Raw genomic sequence first — 22,093 nt, forward strand, 5'->3', positions numbered from 1 at the left:
ATTCAAGGAGGAGTCATGGCGTTTTGGAGGCCCGTGAGTGGGCATATTCAAAGGCTCGATCCGGAACTCGTATCGGATGCCGACATTGAGAAGTTTTTTGCGGACGAGCGAATTATTGCACGTGGCCGTGCCGACGATGACTTCGGTTACGATTTCGAGGTCGCTATCGCGGGTCGCCGGCGTCGCGTCGCCACACTTGATGAGGACGGCGAGGTGTTCCGCGGCCGTGGCGTTCACGAGCTCGCTGAAGAGATGCAGCGTGTGTTGCGCAAAGTTTCGGTGGAGCTCGATGGTGCGGTGCTTCATGGAGAGATCGATCTCGGGTCGGTATTTGTCACAGACGAGGATCTCGATCCTTTCTTTGAAGAAGCCATGGAAATGGACGAGCCGAACGGAGCAGCAACTGGCGCACCGGCGTCGGGGGAGCGCGGTGTGGGCGAAGCCCAGTTCGTGAACCCGGCGGAACCGGCGTCGGTGGATACAATTCCGACGTCTGATTCGGTGCTCACTCCGCCCACTCCGGACGCGGCCACGCTCGCCGCGCTCGCGGGGGAGAGCGGTCCGAGCCTCGTGCTCGCGGACGTGCCAATGAGCGAAATGCCGGTGCTCGCCGCCGCGGAGGCGCAGCCGATCGCCGTGTCGAAATTGGGCGATCTGCGGGTGCTTGTGGCGCGTGATCGGTTTAATCTCGGGCGTGTGGCGTTGCCGCGGCCGAGTGTGATGATTGCGCTCACGGTGCCGGTGGAGGGTGCTGCGAAACTGTTCATCAAGCGCGATAACGTGCGTCTGCGTTGGCGCTGGGAAGGCGAATTGCCGCTCGTGGAGTGGATCGCGGCGGAGCCGAAAGGGCCGGCGGCCCTGTTCGCCCACGACGAGCTGGGCGCCGGAGCCGTGGCGCGGATGGCGGTTGCGGATGCGGTGTCGGCGTCGTTTAAGGATGTGCGTTCGGCGCTCCTCGAGCCTGCCGAACGTGGCGCATCAGCGTTTATTCGTGCGCTTGGTCTGAGCGAGGAATATATCGAAGTGCTGGTGGAAGGCGCGCCACTCGAAGCGCTTGGTGTTCGCGTATTCGAACCCAGCCCGGGTACGCATGCTTTCGAAGAAACCGTGGCGTGGGAGCTCGCAGGAGAGGGGGCGATCGATTCGTCCGTGATGAACACGCTTCGCAAGCTCACAGTTGAGCGGCCATGGGTGCCAGGCGTGATGGCGGCGGCAGAGTCTGCTCTCGGTGGCGCGCTGATCGCCCACGGGATCGGGCGAAAGCAGAAGGGCAAGCGTGCCGGGCTGTCGCTGGTCGGCGGTGGGCTTCTGCTTGCATCTGGTGTGGTTCGCGTGTTGACTACAAACTGGATGATGAACGTGATGGATCGTCAAGGTTCGCACATCGAAGAATGGAAGAAGGAAAAATGAGCGAGGCCGTTGAACCGACCGAAGAAAATCTCGATGCTTTCTGGCGCAACGCTGTCACCCATATGCGTATCGAGCCGGTGGCAGGGTTCACTGGGCAGGATGATCTTGCGTCTTTGCGTCCGCCGGCATTCGCTTTCGGTTCCACGCCGGAGCAGGCAGACGAGGCGGCGGAGCTCGTGCTTGCTGGCAAGAAGCGCGCAACCGTGAGCTACAAGCCCGAATACGAGGCTGAGGGGGTTGCGCTGCCGAAGGTCGGCGAGTTCGCGATCATGCTTGATGGTGCGGGCCGTCCGCGCGCGTTGCTCTCGAACGAGCGTGTGGACGTTCTGCCGTTCTCGGAAGTTGGCGCTGATATTGCCGAGGCCGAGGGCCAGCCGGATCTGGCGAAGTGGCAGGAGGATCACCGCGATTTCTTCGGAATGGTGGCAGATATGCTGGGCCGCCAGTTTAAGGAATCAGACGAGATTGTCGCCGAGGTGTTTACGGTAGCCTACCGCGCCGAGTAATCCGATCTTGAGGGGCTGGCGGGCGTCACACATGAGGTGGCGCCCGCCGTCTCACATGGTGAACGTAACAACCAGCGAATTTGTCCGGAAGGCGGGCGGGCACATACGATGATCTCCCGAACACCATCTGGTGTCCCTGTGGAATCTCACAAAGGAGACGCAATGAGTTTCGGTTGGAAACTTCACGGTAACGGCACTTCTATTGCTCCCGGGGAGGTGGTGTTGCCGAATGAGCGTTTGAGCTGGCCGATCACAATCGGCATCGGCGCCCAGCACGTGGTTGCAATGTTCGGTGCAACGTTCCTCGTTCCTCTGCTCACCGGTTTCGATCCGGCAACAACGCTTTTCTTCACCGGCGTTGGAACGTTGCTTTTCATTGGTATTACTCAAGGACGGCTCCCAAGCTATTTGGGGTCGTCCTTCGCTTTACTTGCGCCGATCGGCGCGGTCACGGGTTATGTGGCAAACGGCGGTGCGCCGCTGGATCCGGCGAAGGCTGCTCTCGCTTCGGGCGGAATCATTGCGGTGGGTCTGACCCTCGCGGTGATTGGCGTAATTGTTCACTTCGCGGGCTCGGGCTGGATTGACCGCCTGATGCCCCCGGTGGTCACCGGAGCAATCGTTGCCCTGATTGGTTTCAACTTGGCTCCGGCGGCGTGGAATAACGTGAAGGCAGCGCCGGTCACGGCCACGGTCACGATTGTGGCGATCCTGCTGGTGACGGTGCTGTTCAAGGGCATCGTTGGCCGCCTGTCGATCCTGATTGGCGTTGCGGTTGGCTACATTGCCGCCGTCGCGCAGGGTGAGGTGGATTTCTCGGCGATCGGGAAGGCGCCGCTGGTGGGTATCCCGCACTTCCATGCGCCGGCGTTCGATTTCACGCTGCTTGGCTTGTTTGTCCCGGTGGTACTGGTGCTGATCGCCGAGAACGTTGGACACGTGAAGTCGGTTTCCGCGATGACGGGCCAGAATCTCGACGACGTTACCGGCCGTGCGCTCTTCGCCGACGGCATCTCGACGGCGATCGCCGGCGTTGGCGGCGGTTCCGGCACCACCACATACGCGGAGAACATCGGCGTGATGGCCGCGACCCGCGTCTACTCTACGGTTGCCTACGTGGTGGCGGCGCTGTTTGCGTTGGTGCTGTCGATGCTCCCGAAGTTCGGCGTTCTGATCGCGACGATCCCGCCGGGCGTGCTGGGCGGCGCGGCCACCGTGCTGTACGGCATGATCGGCATGCTCGGCATCCGCATTTGGGTGCAGAACCGTGTGGATTTCTCGGATCCGGTGAACCTGAATACGGCGGCGGTTGCGATGGTGATGGCGATTGCGAACTACACACTGGTGGTGAACGGCATGACGTTCGAGGGTATCGCGATGGGTTCCTTCGGCGCGATCATCATCTATCACGTGATGCGTGCGCTTTCGCGCTGGCGCGGGACGTCGATCGAGTCGGCCAGCCCGGCGTCGGCGCCTGCGGGTAGTGAGCTGGAAGGCGACGCCCCGCACATTAACCCGAAGCATCCGCGCCCGGCGGCCCGCTGAGCGTGAGGCGTAGGGCAATGAAACGGTAAGCGGGGCCGGCACAATGGCGTGCCGGCCCCCTGAGTACACTCGGTTTCCGCGCACCAGACGAGCTATAAGGCCCCGCCCGCGCCGCCGGCCTCCAAGTTCGCTTTTAAAGCCCGAACGCCTCCCGAAGCGCATCGGCACGTCCCACAAACATTTCCCGGAACTCATTACGTTCCGATGAATGGATCCCAAGCTGTGTTGCCGCCACTTCCCACACCTGAACGGCAGCAAAAACACTGCGTACAATATCTCGAGCTGTGTCCGCATCAAGATCGCACGCGCTCCCGAACTCGCGCAGTGCTTGTGCCTCGTCTGGAGCGCTGTCCGCCCCGAGAATCGTTGTGGCACGCCGGGCGCCGGGCGCCGGGTTGGGGTTGATGTCGAATGCTGGGCTGAGTGTCCAGCCGTCGCGCTTGCTGAGGTCATCGGTGTGTAGGAAACCGTGGTTGCGTAAGTGATCGTCGGTGTTCCCGATTGCTACGAAGAACGCGAGCCGCGTGTAAAGTTCGTGCAGATCAAGGTGAGGTACAACAGAGAGATCTCTGATGGCGTCTGCGATATCAAGGTAGTCGCGGTGGTCTCCGTCGTGTGCACCGAGGGCGCTCATTACGGAGAGGTATCCGATGCGCGCAGAAAACGCCCTGTCGAACCGTTGAAGGACGAGTGCGTGGGCTTCCCCCACTTCAACGAGCTGGAACGTGGGCACTCGAATTCCGGCGTTTTCCATGAGTGTGAGCGCGAGTGCCTCCCAGGCCATCACGTCCCATGAATCGGAGTGATAGGGGAATTTTGCAAGGGCTAATGTGCCGTCTTCCATTTGGATGGCGGCTTTGGGGCGTGCTCCGCCCAAGCCTGTGGTGCCGGTGTCGAGAAGAAATTTGATGGCTGCGATCGAGTCGTCGGAGTCCACCGATTGGGCTGCGTGTAAGAGTTTGGGGAGTTCGATGAGCGGTGGGACTGTGGAGTTTGGCCCGAGGAATGCTTTCCCGGGTTCTCGGAAGCGCAGCGATCCTTGACGCACATCGTCGCTGACGCCGAGCAGGTAGTCGAGTTCGTCGAGTGTGCGCGGGGAGCGTTTTTCTTCTCTGGCTTTGGCACGTTCGGCTTTGTCAACGAGGTGACGCCCCCATCGGTCGGGTGCCGAGTCCGCGAATGCTCCTGGTAGCCCAGGGGTGTATTGTGCCCCGGTAACGAGTGGGAGAGTGGGGTCGATGGCTAGTGTTGCGTTGGCAAGGTAATCGGGGCGATACAGGAACGTTGTTGAGATCGAGTGACGTGATCGAGTGAAGTAGGCGTCTCCGACGACGGTGTTTCCTTCACAGACTTCGTAGTGGTTCATTTATGCTCGCTTCCGGTTGAGGCGGTCTGCGCGGAGCCGGCCGATATCGGTGGTGAGGGGATCGGTGGAGTCGACGACAGTGCGGAGGAGCCCGAGCCCGCGGAGGGCTTGGGCAACGGAGTTGAAGGAGACGCCGGGATCTCCGTTTTCGATTTTTCTTAGTGTGGATCGGGAGATGTTTCCGCGCTCGCTGAGCTGCTGTGCGGTGACGCCGAGGATCATGCGCCAGTTGCGAATGTTCGTGCCGAGTTCGATGAGTTCTCGGTCAATATTATAGCCACTCATATTCTCCCCCCCCTATGGCTTGAATCTGATCCATAAACAAATATTATGGCCATTATTCTAACCATTAGAGGTGCTTATGTGAAAGCTCTAAAGCCGAACATTTCAGATGGGCATAGTTCGGGAGATGTTTCCGTATCCCCTTGAAAAGTAAGTGGGGAGCGGGCCATACTGGCCCGCTCCCCACTGCCAATCCGGGTGAGCGTTACTTGCTGTCGCCCACGGACTTCACGGCCTGGCATCCTTCGATAGGTTGCATGGCTGTAGCGTACTGTTCGGCTGTTGGCTTTGCGACCATGTCTTTTTCGTCGGTTCCGAGCACTACGTAGACGGAGTCGTTGGTCTGGGTGGCGTCGAATTGCACGGTGGACCCGGGGAAGAATGCGCGCAGCGTGTAGGCGGAGTCGATCCCGCCGGCGCCGGCGAAGATTGTTGCAGATGGCTCGAGTGCGCGCCCGGACCAGTTGCTGCTTTCCGTAACAGTGACGCCGTTGGCCTGCAGGTTTTTCGCGGCGGTGCCGGCGAGGCCGGTGCGCGTGGTGGAGTTGTAGACCTGCGCGGTGATGGTCTTGGGGTCCACCGGTTTGGTTCCGGTGGGGCACGGGGTGCTGATGGGCTTCGCTGGCGCAGAGAATCCGGGGTCGAAGGGGAATGGGGTGAGGCCGGTCCAGAAGACGGCGCCGAGCAGGAGGAGGGCCACCATGGCGGAGAGGATTGAACCAAACACGACCGTTTGGCGGCGTTGTAGTTGCTGCTGGTAGCGCTGGCGTGCGGAAATTTCGACGTTCACCCTCCCAATTTACCGTGTATTGCGCCGGTGGCGCATTCTTCGCGTGTTTTGTGTGTGCGTAACTCAATCAGTTGGGTGAGGCGTTGCGTATGGAGCAACGCCTGGCTGGATTGACGGAGTTGTGCACGGGAGTCCCGACGTTGGCGGGATTCCCGACGTCGGTGGGCGTCCCGACGTCGGTGGGCGTCCCGACGCCGAAGCCCGAGCCGAAGACAACCACCGACGAGGTGACGACTCCGGGTAACGGCAAGGGCGCTGGCAAGGCTGGCGAGACTGTCGACATCGTGTTCGGCGGCCCGGACGCGATCCCGGCTGGTTCCGGTATCGCTGTTGCGGGTACCGACAAGTCGGGTGTCACGCCGAAGATCGATACCACAGGCAAGGTCACTGCAGTGATCCCGGCTGGTACGAAGCCGGGTACCTACACGATCCCGGTGCAGGTTACCTACCCGGATCAGTCGAAGGAGTCCGATAAGACCACGATCACCGTGACCGTGGTGGATCCGGTAGCACCGGCGTCGTGGGGCGATACGTCCACGTTCCCGGGTAAGCCGGTGGTGTCGAAGAACGCTGGTGGCGCTCCCGCTGAGGGCGCGACGGTAGCGACCGACGATCCGAAGGCTGACGACTCCAAGACGGACCCGAATGTTGCTAGCGTTCCGTGGACCGAGCTGGAGAACAACTGAATAACTACCACTGACACGTGGTGTGCCTAGTATGTGGAGCTAGGCGTGGGTGTGGCGGTGAGCCGAAGGGTTCGCCGCCACACTCGTTTTTGGCGACAGTGACGAACGCCATATTGGGTAGAGGTCTGTATTTTTGGGGAAACTGGGCCGTGCAGTTGGGTTACTACCAGGGGATGACTGTGTTTTGCCCAGATTTCTCCCATAATTGTTCTGATTGCCGTAGCGGTACAACGTATCGGCAAAACGCATGCACGAATAATACTCCCTCGCCCGGTGCGGCAGAGTGGAAGGTGGGGAAGGATCGCGATGACTCCACGTCATGGCTCTGCCCAGAATGGGCGTAATCATTTTTGGCGAAAGCCGGCGGCGGCGTTCGGCGCGGTGGCTGTAGCGACGTCGGGAATCCTGGCGGGCGCAGTTCCGGCGGTGGCACAGGAGGCGCCGACGTCGGGTGCGACTGCGCAGTCGGGAGACGCACAGGTAGCCGCGGCTCCGAAATCCACGAAGCTGGACAACCAGATTCCGGGGGATCTGCAGACCAACGGCGGTGCCATTGAGTCCACCGGTATCTACGGTGCGCCGTTCACGCTCTCCGGCAACGTGAACGTAATTCAATCTTCCGCAAACTCCAACACCGGTATTAAGTACAAGCAGCCGCTGCCTGGCACGAAGGTGTATGCCCAGTGGCGCGAGGGCCGCGAGGCTACCGAGGATGGAAAGGACGCCACCACGTACTCGCCGGTGTACATGACCACCGTGGATAAGGACGGGCGCTTCGTTATTGATATGAAGCCGTTCTACGATTCCAAGGACCGCGTGCGCTACTTTGATGCTCAGATGACGGCGGGTACCGGCGGCTCCGCGATTCGTGACGTAGGTGGTAACCCCTCCTACCTCGGCTGGCGCGAGCAGATCCGTCTGTGGGCGGAGGCCCCGGACGGATCCAAGTATCGCCTGGTGAACCAGTACGCCTCCGGCTGGGCACCGGACGCGATGGCCGGCGTGACCGGCTCCTACAACCCCACCTGGGATGGAAACAGGCATAGTGTTTCCGACCTGTGGTTCAACTATGTGGAGAACCAGCCGAACCGCGAGCTGATGCTGCCCAAGGACAAGTGGGTGGAGTCCTACACCTCCTCCCAGATCAAGAACTCCCCGGTGCCTATTGGTCCGAACGAAGGAAACCAAGGTGATGGTTTCGATGGCTCTATCTCCGGCACAGTGTTCTGGAACGCCGGCTTCCGTAACCAGGCGGCCAGCTCCAATATGTTTTCCGAAATCAACACTGCTCAGACACAGAAGGACCTGATGCTCGAGGGGCAGGAGATCGTTGGCTCCTACCTGTCAGATGAGGCAGTGGCTGCGATTCATAACTATGTGAAAAGTGACCCGGCCTTCAAGGGTGTGACCCTGCGCGGAAATGGCTGGACCCCGTACTACGAGAACAAGCTGCAGGACTGGATCAGTGACAACATCAAGAAGGATCCCACCTGGATCGCAGAAACCGTGCATACGCTGTCCGAGAAGAACGGCGGCTACACGCTCTACTTCAAGGGCTTATATGGAAACTCGTGGGATAGCAAGGGAATCGTTGGTTCACAGTGGTTCCATAAGACGGCTACCTCTTACAGTGAGGGCTCGTGGCTGAAGGGCAATACCGGCTCTAAGCACATCAACCTTGACTGGATGTACGTGGGGGTGGTGAACCTCACGGACAACATTGGTGTGCAGTCCCCGTGGCAGTTTCAGCGCTGGATGAATGGTGCTGAGAAGTATGATTGGGGTGGGTTTGATTGGACGCATTCGGCGCTCTCTTTCCAAACCACGTCCTACCAGCGCAACATGAACATCATCCTGTCGCCGGCACCGATGACGTTCAACGTGACCAACTACGATTCGCAGCTTTACCCGGCCTCCCGGGGGGACGTTGCGAAGACTTTTGCCAGTGGCCTGCTAACCTCGAAGAACCTGACCTACCGCGTGGTGTGGACGGACCCTAAGGGTGAAGAGGTCGCTGCGTATGAGAACCTGAAGCCAAACGCGAACTTCACCCTGGATCAGGTGGCGGCCTATGACGTGCCGAAGGATCTGAAGGAAGACACGCTCTACACGGCCACCCTCTACGTGGAGGATGGCAACGGCAACGGCAACGCTCTGGCATCGGACAGCTTCCTTGCAATCGTACCCAGGCCGCTGAAGGACGGCTCGGTGGGGGACAAGTACGATGGCGAGGACGCCGCGAAGGCGCCGTCGATCTACCCGAAGACGGACGCCGGCACCCCGGATGACCCGAAGGATGACCTGAAGGTCACAAACTTCAAGGTGGCCGGCCTGCCTGAGGGCGTGCAGGCGGATGACAAGGGTAAGCTCACCGGCACCCCGACAAAGCCGGGCGTGTACAACGTGGTCGCTACCTACGACATTGAGATCGCCAACCCGGTGGAAACTGGCAAGTCGTGGAAGGTCTCGCGCGCTGACGAGCACCAGATCATGGTCACTGACACCCCATTGGCCGAGGGCAAGACTGGCCTGGACTACAATAAGGAAGTCAAGCCCACCGGTTTCGAGGAGACCGACTGGAAGCTTGGCAAGATTACGTCCGTTGAGGGGCTGCCCAAGGGGCTGACGTATAAGGGCGGCACAATCACCGGCAGGCCGGAAGATGCCACCACGGATGTCTCCGAGGAAAAGCCGAACGTGACGGTGAAGTACACCCTCACCCGCCCGGCGCCCACCGAGGCTGATCCGAAGGCGGTGGAGACCAAGGAAGTCACCGACGTCGTGCCGCTGGTCATCACCGAATCTATCACCGGTACTGCGGACCTGAAGTACCCGGGCGTGGACCCGATCGTGCAGGGCAAGGCCAAGGATGGTATCCTGCCCACCTTCGTCAAGCCTGGTACTGAGGAGGCGCTGAATCCGAAGCCGGAACTGAAGGAAGATTCGCCGTTCGTCCTCGATAAGGACAACACGGGCGCGAAGCTGCCGGACGGTGCGCACGTGACCATTGACCCGAGCACGGGTGGGGTAAAGCTGGACGCCACCACTCCGGCCGGCGAGTACCAGATCCCGGTGAAGGTGACCTACAAGGACGGCTCGGTTGATACTGTTCTCGTGCCGGTGAAGGTTCTCGCTGACGCCGACGGCGACGGCGTGCCGGATGATAAAGACGAGTACCCGGATACCCCGGCCGAAGACAAGGATAAGGTCGACCCGACTGACGGCGGCACAGACAAGCAACGCTTCGAGCCGACTGCTGATGCTGTCAGTGTTGACGAGGAAAAACCGATCAAGGCTCCGAACCCGGTGAAGATCCCGGATTCCAAGGAGGGCAAGAAGGTCGGCGAGGTCACTTACGGAGCCAAGGGATTGCCTGAGGGTGTACAGATGGACCCGAAGACCGGTGAAATCACTGGCCCGGCCATCACCGCCGATAACGAGGACAAGAAGTTCCCGGTTACGGTCACCGTCACCTATCCGGACGGTACCAAGGAAGACGTGAAGTTTGACTTCACCGTCAAGAACATTGCGAAGCCGGATGCTACGGTGGAGAACATCGATAATGTGACCACCAAGGTGGATGAGCCGATCAAGGACATCTCCGTGACCGCCACCGGCGGGGACGTGAAAGTCACCGGCCTGCCGGATGGCCTGGAGTACAAGGACGGAAAGATCACCGGTACTCCGACCAAGGTCACGGACACCCCGGCCACGGTGACCGTCACTGCCACCAACCCGGACGGCAAGGAAACGAAAAAGACCTTCACCATCGCCGTCACCAAGCTGGACCCGCAGCCTGCGTACAAGGATGAGGTCACTGTCCCCACCGGTGGCGAGCAGAAGTCTGCCGTCACTGTTGAAGGCGACAAGGCGCCTGCTGGCGCGAAGTACACCATCGCCGATTCCGATAAGACTAAGGACGGCTGGACCTTCGAGATCGACGAGTCCACCGGTGAGATCACCGCGAAGCCGGGCAAGGTTGCTGGGAATACCCCGGCAAAGAACGTGACCGTGCCGGTCGCCGTCACCTACCCGGACGGCAAAGCTGACGAGGACAAGATCGAGGCCAAGTTCGTCCTGTCCACCATCACGGACGGCGTGAACCCGACCGCTGAGAAGGTCACTGTCAAGGAGGGGGAGCAGGTTAAGGTCTCCCCTATCAAGGGTATCGATGATACCAAGCAGGTGGCCAAGTACACGATCGCTGGCCAGCCTGGCGGCCTGAACATCGATCCTGCTACCGGCGAAATCACTGGTACCGCGCCGAAGGTCGGCCCGGACGGCGAGACGAAGTACGCTACCGTGACCATCGAGTACACGGACGGCTCCACCGACACGGTCCAGGTCGAGTTTGAAGTCACTGACGTCCCGACAGACACCGAGCGTTTCGATACGAGCGGGAAGAAGGTAAATGGTACCTACGACGTCGAGAATAAGTCCGAGCCGATTAGCTTCATCGACCGTGATGGGGGAGGTGTAAAGCCGGAAGACGTTCCGCTCGCGAAGGATAAGGCCTTCACAATTGACCTGGACGCTATCAAAGATCCCGCTCAGAAGTCCGTGATCGAAAAGTTCACGATCGATCCGGCAACTGGCGTGGTGACAGTTCCGGCTGGTTCCACCGTGCCGGGCACTGCTTACCCGGTGCCCGTGAGGGTGACATACGCCGACGGTACTCAAGACGGCGCACCTGTGGAGGTGGAGACTTCCAAGCCGACGCTGACTCTCACCTTCCCTGCCAAGGGGACCCCTGTCACTGAGGGGAAGGCGTCTACCGCCGTTGTGCCGACGGCGGACTTCAACGGCAAGCTCGACGGCGACGGCACGAAGCCTGAGAAGACCGAGTTCAAGCTCGGCGAGCTCCCGGCCGGAGTCGACGCCAGCGAGGTGCAGCTTGATCCTGAAACCGGCGCGGTCACCTTCACTCCGAAGGACGCCGAGCCGAAGGGCGACGTCTCGATCCCGGTCATCATGACGGTTCCGGGCTTCACCGATCCGGTGACGGCGGACGCCAAGTTCACCGTGAACGCGGATTCGGACCACGACGGCGTGCCCGACGTCGATGACAAGTTCCCGAACACGCCTGCGGCTGACAAGGACAAGGTCGCTACCGACGGTGGTACGGACGCGCAGCGTTACAACCCTTCGGCAACTAATGTGACCGTTGACGAAGAGAAAGAAATCTCGGTAGATAATCCGATCGAGATTTCGAACCTTGGCGACAAGAAGGTTACCTACACAGCCGATGGTCTGCCGAGCGGCGTCACGATGGATAAGAATACCGGCAAGATTACTGGCGATCCGGTTTCGGTGAATAACGCTGATCAGACCTCGAAGGTCAAGGTGACGATCACCTACCCGGACAACACCACTGATACGGTTGAGTTCGACTTCACGGTGAAGAACAACCCGAAGCCGGATGCCACGGTTGAGGACATCAAGGATCTCAACACCAAGGTTGATCAGCCAATCAACGATATCCCGGTGATTGTGGCTGGCGGCGACGTGAAGGTGGAGAACCTGCCGGATGGCCTGAAGTTCGAGGGCGGCAAGATTACCGGTACTCCCACGAAGGTGGAGACCAAGGAAGTCAAGGTCACTGCTACTAACCCGGATGGCAAGGAGACCACGAAGACCTTCACAATTACCGTGGGCCAGGTGGATCCAACGCCTTCCTACAAGCCGATGATTGCTGGCGCAGGCAAGACCGCCGAATCTACCCCGACTGTGGAAGGCGATCAGGCACCAGCTGGCACCAAGTATGCCAAGAAGGCCGACTGGAATGCCCCGAAGGGGTACGAGGTTAGCGTGGACGAATCCACCGGTAAGGTGACCGTGAAGGTTGCCGAAGCTGGTAAGGACGGCGCAGACCAGGAGAAGCTGGAAGTGCCGGTGGTAGTTACCTATCCAGCTGGCAAGGCTGCCACCGATAATGTGACCGCCACGTTCTATCTGGATACTGATAACGACGGCAAGACCGACTTGGATAACCCAGGTGAAGGCTTCACTGGTGATGACGATGATGACAACGACAAGGTGTCTGATTCTGATGAGACGACCGCGGGGTCGGACCCGAAGGATGGCGGGAACATCCCGGCTTCGAAGATTGACACCTCAAAGGTGATCAAGGATTCCGACGGCGATGGTGTGAAGGACGAGGACGACAAGTACCCGAACACTCCGGCCGAGGACAAGGACAAGGTCGCTGCCGACGGCGGTACGGACGCCCAGCGCTACGATGCGAACGGCACGAAGATCGAAGGTACCAACGATGCCGACGTCACCTCGGAGCCGATCACGTTCCTCAAGGATAAGCAGGACGTCGCGACCAAGGAGGTCAAGCTCGCTAACAAGGATGCTTTCGCTGTCGATGCGAACGCTGTCGATGCTAAGCAGAAGGGTGTGATCGACACCTTTAAGGTGAACGACAAGACCGGCGAGGTTACGGTTCCTGCCAACACCGAGCCGGGCACCTACCTGGTGCCGCTGAAGGTCACCTACGCTGACGGCTCCGCAGATGGCGCACTCGTTGAGGTCACCGTGATTGGCACCGGCTTGATCCAGGGCAAGGTCTTCCACGACGTCAACAAGGACGGCCAGTGGCAGGATTCCGAGAAGCAGATCTCCGACGTCGAGCTGGGCCTGAAGCACGGCAAGAACTCCAAGCACGGCAATCCGGGCGACGAGGTTAAGGGCAAGGACGGCCAGGCTCGCAAGGCTAAGACCCACTCCCCGTACCAGTTCGCTAGCACCCCGTACGGCGACTACACCGTCACCGTGGATCCGAACACCCTGCCGAAGGGTGCGACGGCGACGCAGGGCAATACCGGTTCGCTCGACGTCACGCTAGCGGCCAAGGAATCGCTGAATAACAACTTCGGCTACTTCGTCGATGCCAACAACAACGGCATCGAGGATTCGGTTGAGGTTCAGCCAGTCACGCTGAAGTTCGTGGACGAGAAGGGCAACCCGATCGGTTCCAAGACTCTGAGTATCTACACTGACCTGGGCGTGCTGCAGAGCTACCTGGACGGCACCACCGGCAACTTTGACTTCGGCAAGGTTGTGGCCGGTGACGCTAACTTCGGCACCGTCGAGTTCGGCGGCCAGAAGTACGAGTGGACCAAGGTTGCGGACGGCGAGAATCCGGTGATCGAGAAGTACGGCACCGAACGCGAGGTCACCTTCGTCTACAAGCAGGTGACGGTGCCGTGGACGGAAATTGGTCAGGCAGATCGCATTGCCGATGAGAAGTTCTACCAGCCGAACTTCCCGGGCGACGTCACCACGTTCACGGGTGACGGTGCGACGACGCCGGAGATCACCTTCGATAAGCAGCTCACGCCCGACGTCGTCGAGACGGAGCCTGCCCCGACGCAAGGTGACAAGACCACGAAGTTCTCCCTCGAGAACCCAGCGGAACTAACATACAAGGCACCGGAAGGCGTCACGATCGACCCGGCCACCGGCGTCATCACGGTTGCGCCCACCACGCCAGCTGGAACCTACGACGTGCCGGTTCTGGTGACCTACCCAGACGGAACCTCCGAGGGAAGCAACGTCACCATCACGGTGAAGGAAAAGGCGAACTGGGATGATCCGGCGCCGATCCTGCCGGGCAAGTCGGTCACCATCGTTAACAATTCGAGTGATGATCCGGCTACCGGCACTGAGGTGACGGCGAACGATCCGAGCGCGAAGCTCACGATCGACGACGCCACCGGCGATATCACGGTGACCACCGACCCGACGAAGGACGGCGAGTACGACGTCGTCGTGACGGTTAAGCGCGACGGAACAGTTGTCGATACGATCACCGTGCACGTGAACAAGCGTGCGTTGCCGCTCGTGCCGGCAACCAAGGACACCGACGGTGATGGCATCTCCGACGATCAGGAGAAGCAGCTCGGCACCGACCCGAACAAGGCGGATACCGACGATGACGGTATTAACGACGGTGATGAGATCAACAAGCATCACACCAATCCGCGTGACCCGGATACCGATAAGGATGGCCTGAAGGACGGCGATGAGCTAACCCACGGCACGGATCCGCTTAAGCGCGATACTGACGGTGACGGGCTCTCCGACGGCGACGAGGTGAATAAGTACCACACGAAGCCGAAGGTTGCCGATACTGACGGTGACGGCATCAACGATGGCGACGAAGTCTCTGGCGCGCGTAACCCGTTCGACGGCCAGCCGACCGACCCGACGAAGGCGGATTCGGACGGTGACGGCCTGAGCGATCTCGACGAAGCGAAGCACCGCACCAATCCGAACAAGGCCGATACTGACGGCGACGGCGTCAACGATGGTGACGAAGTAACCGGTGCGAAGAACCCGTTCGGCAACAAGCCCACCGACCCGCTCCACAGGGATTCGGATGGCGACGGCTACACCGATGGGGCCGAGGCGAAGGCGGGCACTGATCCGCTGACTCCGGATACGCAGCTCGCGTACCCGCCGGTGAAGGTGGAGCGCGGCGGCGAGGCTGTGACGGTACCGCTTGCCAAGCAGGATCCGCGCGACGCGACCTTCGAGTTGAAGAACCCGAAGCAGGGCTCGCTCGTCACGGTTGATCCGACGTCGGGCACTGTGATCGTGCAGGCTGGGCCAGACCAGACGCCAGGCATCTTCCAGGTGCCGGTGGTGGCAAAGTTTGCTGATGGCACCACCAAGGAAGCCACGCTTGAGGTGACGGTGGAGGCGCCGTTCGTGATCCCGGGCGACGCTCCGAGCGAGCCGGCCCTGCCCGAGTACGACCTGAACGGCGACGACGACGGCGACGGTCTGCCTAACAGCAAGGAGCTCGAGCTGGGTACCGACCCGAACAAGGCGGATACTGACGGCGACGGCCTGAAGGACGGCGACGAGGTCAATAAGTATCAGACCGACCCGACGAAGGCCGATACCGACGGCGATGGCATCAACGACGGCGATGAGGTGCACGGCTCGCGTAACCCGTTTGACGGTAAACCGACCGATCCGACGAAGGCGGATACCGACGGCGACGGTTTGAGCGACCTGGACGAGGCGAAGCTGCGTTCGAACCCGAACGTTGCTGAGCCGAAGTGGCAGGAGTTGACGCCGGCGACGCCGATCAAGCCCGAGCCCGAGCCCGAGCCCGAGCCCGAGCCCGAGCCCAAGCCCGAGCCCAAGCCCGAGCCCCAGCCCGAGCCCCAGCCGGAGCCTCAGCCGGAGGAGCCGGAGACGATGATTCCGGACGAGGCTCCGAGCGAGCCTGCGCTGCCGGAGGCTCCGGTGCCGGGCACGGAGATCGAGGTTGGGAAGCCTGAGGCTGCGAGGCCACAGGTGGAGTTCGATTTCCGAGGGGACGAGTTCATCAACGGTGAGGTGCCTGCCGAGCCGGAGATCGAGATCGACGGTACGGCAAGCGTTCCGTGGACGGAGTTGACCCCGTCGACCCCGATTGCTCCGCAGCCGGAGCCGCAGCCGCAGCCGCAGCCGCAGCCGCAGGAGCCGGAGGAGATCGACTCGACTCCGCTCGTGGATCCGATCGTGAAGACCCCGGGGAAGCACTCGATGCCGAAGACGAATGTGGCTCCGCCGAGTGGGCAGGGCCTGGCGTTTACGGGTGCGAGCGTTGCTGGCCTGGGTGGCATGGCAGTGGTTCTGGTTGCCGCGGGCGTGGTGGTTGCCGCGAGCCGTCGTCGTAAGGCGGATAGCTGAGCGCCTAGCAGTGCAATCTGATCCGCGCAAATGCCGGGGTGGGGAGGAAAGTAACAACTTTCCTCCCCACCCCGCCATTTGCTGAATGTTTCCTGAAAGTTTCCCGACGCCGGTGGTGGGGTTGTTGTCAAGCGCCTGGTTATGTGGTGGGTGAGTTTGGGAAAATAGAACGACTCCAGGGAGGTGTATGTGAAGTGCGGCACTTTGCATGTGTGGTTTCAGTGATTTCCCAGAGTTTTTGTTTCGTTTCACAGTTTGTCTGATGAAACGTACTTGCCGTTCCGGGTTTTACGAAGAATAATGGGGTTTAAGTCCGTGCGGCGTGTGTTTGGCACTCAAATGCAACACTCACCTGCCGCGCAGACGCGTAAAGGTGTGCGCTTCCGCGCGCTTTCCAATGAGCAGAGTTTCACCTCTGCGAGAAAGGAACCACGTGTCAACAAAGAATACGAATGCTTCGCGCTTCTGGCGCAAGCCGGCGGCTGCCTTCGGTGCGGTTGCAATCGCAGCGACGGGCCTCGCGGCCGGTGCTGGCTTCGGTGTGCTCGGCGCGCCGCAGGCGGCTTACGCGCAGGCAGCTAACGGCGGTAGCCAGACGGTCCAGGGTGGCGGCACCATCAACGGTGCGACCCTCCCGCTCTCGAGCATCATCGATGCACAAGATACGACGATTGACCCCACCCCGAACGCCGTGACGTATGGTGTGACGGGTTCGGTTTCGGATCTGCAGGAGTACAACCGAAACGCTTACCTCGGTGGTGGCACTCACGGTAAAACTCCGGTCGATTCTGGCCAGGCCGCTCCTGTCGAGGGCGTGACTGTTTACGCTCGCTGGATCGAGCAGAACCAGGCTGGCACTGTTACCTACGTGTCGCCTACCTACAAGACGACGACCCTCAACGACGGCCGTTTTGGCCTCGAGCTCAAGCCCTACACTGATGCAAATGGTGTGGAGCGCCACTTCAGTGGCCAGGCTGAAGTTCTCGCTGCTGATGGCGTACGTGAGAAGCTCCAGACCTGGATCGAGGTTCCGGACGGCAAGATGATGATCTTGAACCCGACGGTCACCCCGATTCCTACGTCGGGCAACCTGATCTCTCCGTCCTCAAAGACTCTTTCCTTCAACGCGGGCACGAACTCGGCGACGGATGTCAACTTCCTCATTGCTGACCGCCCGACTGCGGAGGACTGGGCGACCAAGTTCCTCCCGGCAGATGTGGCGAAGGACCCGGTGACTGGTGCTGTGAAGTACCAGAAGCAGGCGGTGGATACCTCTCGTACCGGCAACGGTTCGGCAAGTGGTTACGGCTACTGGAACTTCCAGCGTAACGCAAACGCGAACCAGATCTTCTCGTACAACGCCTTCGGTAAGAACGATGCTCCGCTGTACAAGACCCCAATCAAGGTTTCCTACCTTTCGGACTATGCTCTGCGTCAGATCAAGGAATACGTTGATGGTAACGAAGCTATCTTCGGCGGCAAGACCGGCAGCATGGCGGCATGGAACTGGCGCCCGTCCGGCTGGAACTGGGAGCGCGAGCGCAAGCTCCAGGATTGGATCAACGAGCAGGTGAAGGCCGATCCGGCAAAGTGGATCGCTGAGACCATCGAGACCGAAACCGATCCGACTGGCTGGTACTCCGTCCAGTTCAACGGCACCTTTGGCAACTCTGTGAACACTCGCGCATATGATGATGGCGCCGCAGTCTACTCGAATCTTGCCCGCGACAATGGTGCAACGATCAAGCTCGATCCGAACGGCCCGGACGTGAAGATCTACGATCTGTACGGCCAGGTTGCTCCTTCTGCTGACTTCGGTTCGTGGAAGAGCGATATCACCACCGTAAAGGACACTGCACTTCCGAAGCACGTGAACTGGAACTTCATGTACGCGGCTCCGGTTACGGATCCGGGGCTTGGTGCGGGTTACACCGACCCGTTCTGGGGTACCCGTTGGGCGGGCGATAACAATATTGCTACCAACTACTCGAACTTTGGTCCGAACTCTGTTGAGCCGGATGCTTCCTACTTCTGGGAGTCGGCGAGCCAGTACGTGAAGAACTTGAACTTCGGCATGATCCCGCAGAAGCTCTACTTCAACGTGACCCCGTACGATTCGGGTGCGAACCCGGCCGCTCCTGGCGATACTGCTCACACCCAGACCTACGGCATTGTGCCGCTTGGCCCGGATTACAAGTATCAGGTGAAGTGGGAGAAGGTCCCGACCGACGATGCTGGTAACTCCACCGGTAAGCCGGTTCCGGCTGACGAGATCGGCCCGGACGGCATCGTTCCGATCACGATCGGTAACGATGGTTCGATCACGGATGCCCCGATCACGGTGCAACCTGACACGAAGACCTCCTACATCGCCACCCTGCAGATGGTGGATAAGGACGGTAACGTGACCGATCTTGGTTACGATTCCTTCCTTGCTACCCCCACCTCGGTGAAGTACGAGCCGACCATGGCTCCGGAGGGCAAGCCCACCACTGTGACGCCGACCGTTGACTACAACGGCAAGCTCGATGGCGCTGGCACCAAGCCGGAAGGCGCTACCTTCTCGGTGGATCCGGCGAAGCTTCCTGAGGGCTACACCCTCGTTGATTCGAAGGATAAGGTGAACGCCCCGGGCACGATCTTCGTTGATCCGAACACCGGCGAGCTCACCGTGCAGCCGAAGGATGGCGCAAAGGCTGATAACTCTGACGTGTTCACCGTTCCGGTGACTCTCAAGGACAAGGACAGCAAGCCGCTCGCAGTTGGCAATGCTCAGATCGATCCTCAGCCCACCAACGCCCAGCAGTACGAGCCGAACAAGGTTGATAACACCGATGTGACCACCGGCAAGGAAGGGAAGACTCCGGCGATCACGTTCGACGACACCGCGACCGACACCCCGGATTCCCTGACCCCGGACAAGGCGAACGTGGACAAGTTCGAGATCACCGATCCGAAGGTGATCCCGGGCGCAACGATCGACCCGGCCACTGGCGTCGTCACCATCCCGGCCGACGCAAAGCCGGGCACCTACACCGTTCCGGTGAAGGTCACCTACAAGGATGGCACCACTGACACGGTGGACGTTCCGGTGAAGGTCTACCAGTCGTGGACCGACCTTGTTCCGGCGAAGCCGACCAACACCGGCGCGAACGATCCGGTCTACAAGCAGGACACCACCACGCCGGAGGGTACCCCGGTGAAGGTTCCGGCTCCGACGTTCGACGATCCGACCACCAAGGACAAGGTTGAGACCAACCCGGCTCCGGCTCCGAAGGATGGCCAGCAGCCGACCAAGTTCGAGATCACCGATCCGAACAAGGTTCCGGGCGCTACGATCGACCCGGCCACCGGTGAGATCACTGTTCCGGGCACCGTCAAGACTGGCGACTACACCGTTCCGGTGAAGGTCACCTACCCGGACGGCACCACCGACGAGGTCAACGTTCCGGTGAAGGTCACCCCGAAGGACGCTCCGGTTGTGAAGGACGTGGACAAGTACCAGCCGAACGAGCCCGCAGCCAAGACTGAGGTTGAAGGCACCCCGGTGAAGACCGATCCGATCACCTTCGACGTGACCGGTACGGAGGCCAAGGAGACCGACAAGCCGCAGCCGAACACCAAGTTCGAGATCGCCAACCCGGACGATCCGACCTACAAGGTTCCGGCAGGCGTGACGATCGACCCGAAGACCGGCGTCATCTCCTTCGATGGCACGCAGAAGCCAGATGTCTATGACATCCCGGTTCTCGTGACCTACCCGGACAAGTCCTCGGAGGGCGTCACCGCTCAGGTGACCGTCACCGCGAAGTCGACCACCCCGGATACCCCGAAGAAGACCACCGCTGACGTGACCGACCCGGGCAAGGGCACCGGTACCGGCAACGCTGGCGAGACTGTTCCGGTCACCTTCGACGGCCCGGACAAGATCCCGGCTGGTTCGGGCATCGCTGTTGACACCACTAAGGGTGGCGACACCGGTAACATCACCCCGAAGATCGACAAGGACGGTAACGTCACCGCAGTGATCCCAGAGGGCACCAAGCCTGGTACCTACACGATCCCGGTTCAGGTGACCTACCCGGACGGCTCCAAGGATGAAACCACCATTACGGTGACTGTCAAGGATCCGGCGGCCCCGGCCGATTGGGACGACACCCGCACCACCCCGGAGAACCCGGTTGTGGTTCCGAACAAGGGCGGCGTTCCGGCCGACGGCACCACCGTGACCACGGATGATCCGAAGGCCAAGGTGACCATCGACCCGAAGACCGGCGACATCACCGTGACCCCGGATCCGACCAAGCCGGGTGGCTACGACATCACCGTGACCGTGAAGGACAAGGACGGCAAGCCCGTCGACACCTTCAAGGTTCACGTGACGATCCCGGCACTGCCGCTCGTTCCGGCGACCAAGGATTCCGATGGCGATGGCCTGACGGATGACAAGGAGAAGGAGATCGGCACCGACCCGATGAACCCGGACACCGATGGTGACGGCCTGAAGGACGGCGAAGAGGTCAACAAGTACAAGACCGACCCGAAGAACCCGGATACCGATGGCGATGGCCTGAAGGACGGCGACGAGGTGACCGGCGACAAGAACGGAAAGTACGGCAACAAGCCGACCGATCCGCTCAACCCGGATACCGATGGTGACGGCCTGAAGGACGGCGACGAGATCACAATCGGCACCGATCCGAACAACCCGGATACCGATGGTGACGGTCTGAAGGACGGCGATGAGGTCAACAAGCACCACACCGATCCGCTCAAGAAGGACACCGACGGTGACGGCATCAACGACGGTGACGAGGTGACCGGCGACAAGAACGGCAAGTACAACAACGAGCCGACCGACCCGACCAACCCCGACACCGACGGCGACGGCCTCAAGGACGGCGACGAGATCACAATCGGCACCAACCCGAACGATCCCGACACCGACAAGGACGGAGTCAACGACGGTGACGAGGTGACCGGCGACAAGAACCCGTTCAAGGACAACATGTTCAACAAGGACGGCAAGCCGGGCAACACCGATCCGCTCAACCCCGACACCGATGGTGATGGCAAGAAGGACGGCGAGGAGCTCAACACCAAGGTTGACAAGAACGGCAAGACTGTTCCGAACGGCGAGACCGACAAGGTCACCGATCCGAACACGTTCCCGGCCGCTCCGATCGTTCCGATCCCGGACGGCTCCTACCCGAACGACAACCAGGTTGAGCAGGGTAAGACCCTGACCATCCCGGCTCCGACGGACAACGGCAAGCCGCTGCCGAACGGTACCAAGTTCGACCGCACACCGAAGACCCCGGGCTGGGTCAAGGTGAACCCGGACGGCTCGCTGACCGTCACCCCGGGCAAGGATGTCAAGCCTGGCAAGTACGACGTTGAGGTTGAGATCACCTTCCCGAATGGCACCAAGGTCATCAAGAAGGTTCCGGTCCGCGTCGTCGCTCCGATGGCTGCCCCGGCTGCGCCGATGGCAAAGCCCATGGGCCACGGCCTCGCCTTCACCGGCGCATCGGTTGCCGGCCTCGGCGGAATGGCAGTGGTTCTGGTTGCCGCTGGTGCAGTGGTTGCCGCAACCCGCCGCAAGGAGAACAACTGACACGAGCACCCGAGAGAAAATAATCTCTCGTAAGTGACACCGGAGGGCCGGCGCAAAAAGCGCCGGCCCTCCCTCTGTGATTGTGTGTACCACGCATCGGCGTCGGAAGAACCCGTGATACAAGTTTTTCTTGCCATGTACAGGCAAGCGGTAAAAGGAAACGGTGGGAGTGGGCCGAAAAACGGCAGTTTTAAACAA

The 22,093-nt window shown here is 60.7% G+C and carries 9 protein-coding genes; 6 read left to right on the forward strand and 3 right to left on the reverse strand.

Annotation, left to right across the window (positions count from 1 at the left end):
- The first annotated feature begins 15 nt into the window (after positions 1-15).
- From P8A24_RS01030 to P8A24_RS01040, 3 genes are all read left to right on the forward strand, one after another.
- Positions 16-1,410 (forward strand): hypothetical protein, encoded by a 1,395-nt coding sequence (locus tag P8A24_RS01030; protein ID WP_278058858.1) that lies wholly within the window; start codon positions 16-18, stop codon positions 1,408-1,410.
- Positions 1,407-1,916 (forward strand): ASCH domain-containing protein, encoded by a 510-nt coding sequence (locus P8A24_RS01035; protein WP_278058860.1) that lies wholly within the window; start codon positions 1,407-1,409, stop codon positions 1,914-1,916. Before P8A24_RS01030 ends, P8A24_RS01035 begins: the two co-directional genes overlap by 4 nt.
- Before the next feature lie 162 nt (positions 1,917-2,078).
- The gene (locus tag P8A24_RS01040) at positions 2,079-3,461 is read left to right on the forward strand and encodes a uracil-xanthine permease family protein (protein ID WP_278058862.1); all 1,383 of its coding nucleotides are present in this window, start codon (positions 2,079-2,081) and stop codon (positions 3,459-3,461) included.
- A gap of 133 nt (positions 3,462-3,594) precedes the next feature.
- On the opposite strand, the gene P8A24_RS01045 is transcribed toward P8A24_RS01040, so the two are convergent.
- From P8A24_RS01045 to P8A24_RS01055, 3 genes are all read right to left on the reverse strand, one after another.
- On the reverse strand, positions 3,595-4,827 hold the full coding sequence (locus P8A24_RS01045; RefSeq protein WP_278058864.1) for a type II toxin-antitoxin system HipA family toxin: 1,233 nt from the start codon (positions 4,825-4,827) through the stop codon (positions 3,595-3,597).
- Positions 4,828-5,112 carry a helix-turn-helix domain-containing protein gene (locus tag P8A24_RS01050; RefSeq protein WP_278058867.1) on the reverse strand — a complete coding sequence of 95 codons (285 nt, stop codon included), beginning with the start codon at positions 5,110-5,112 and terminating at the stop codon, positions 4,828-4,830.
- Positions 5,113-5,314: 202 nt separating this feature from the next.
- On the reverse strand, positions 5,315-5,899 hold the full coding sequence (locus P8A24_RS01055) for a LytR C-terminal domain-containing protein (RefSeq protein WP_278058868.1): 585 nt from the start codon (positions 5,897-5,899) through the stop codon (positions 5,315-5,317).
- A gap of 89 nt (positions 5,900-5,988) precedes the next feature.
- Here P8A24_RS01055 and P8A24_RS01060 point away from each other — a divergent pair, with 89 nt between their 5' ends.
- The 3 genes from P8A24_RS01060 (at position 5,989) to P8A24_RS01070 (ending at position 21,895) form a co-directional block, all read left to right on the forward strand.
- Positions 5,989-6,585 carry a YPDG domain-containing protein gene (locus P8A24_RS01060; RefSeq protein WP_278058870.1) on the forward strand — a complete coding sequence of 199 codons (597 nt, stop codon included), beginning with the start codon at positions 5,989-5,991 and terminating at the stop codon, positions 6,583-6,585.
- Positions 6,586-6,891: 306 nt separating this feature from the next.
- Positions 6,892-16,278 carry a Rib/alpha-like domain-containing protein gene (locus P8A24_RS01065; protein ID WP_278058872.1) on the forward strand — a complete coding sequence of 3,129 codons (9,387 nt, stop codon included), beginning with the start codon at positions 6,892-6,894 and terminating at the stop codon, positions 16,276-16,278.
- Positions 16,279-16,711: 433 nt separating this feature from the next.
- Positions 16,712-21,895, forward strand: coding sequence for a Rib/alpha-like domain-containing protein (locus P8A24_RS01070; protein ID WP_278058874.1), 5,184 nt, complete (start codon positions 16,712-16,714; stop codon positions 21,893-21,895).
- The last annotated feature ends 198 nt before the right edge of the window (positions 21,896-22,093 follow it).

The organism is Arcanobacterium wilhelmae (genome assembly GCF_029632765.1).
In the GTDB taxonomy this organism is placed as follows: Bacteria; Actinomycetota; Actinomycetes; order Actinomycetales; family Actinomycetaceae; genus Arcanobacterium; species Arcanobacterium wilhelmae.

Bases quoted from the DNA above. Each gene is read 5' to 3' on its own strand.
- P8A24_RS01030 (WP_278058858.1), top strand. From the start codon at position 16: ATGGCGTTTTGGAGGCCCGTGAGTGGGCATATTCAAAGGCTCGATCCG.
- P8A24_RS01035 (WP_278058860.1), top strand. From the start codon at position 1,407: ATGAGCGAGGCCGTTGAACCGACCGAAGAAAATCTCGATGCTTTCTGG.
- P8A24_RS01040 (WP_278058862.1), top strand. From the start codon at position 2,079: ATGAGTTTCGGTTGGAAACTTCACGGTAACGGCACTTCTATTGCTCCC.
- P8A24_RS01045 (WP_278058864.1), bottom strand. From the start codon at position 4,827: ATGAACCACTACGAAGTCTGTGAAGGAAACACCGTCGTCGGAGACGCC.
- P8A24_RS01050 (WP_278058867.1), bottom strand. From the start codon at position 5,112: ATGAGTGGCTATAATATTGACCGAGAACTCATCGAACTCGGCACGAAC.
- P8A24_RS01060 (WP_278058870.1), top strand. From the start codon at position 5,989: ATGGAGCAACGCCTGGCTGGATTGACGGAGTTGTGCACGGGAGTCCCG.
- P8A24_RS01065 (WP_278058872.1), top strand. From the start codon at position 6,892: ATGACTCCACGTCATGGCTCTGCCCAGAATGGGCGTAATCATTTTTGG.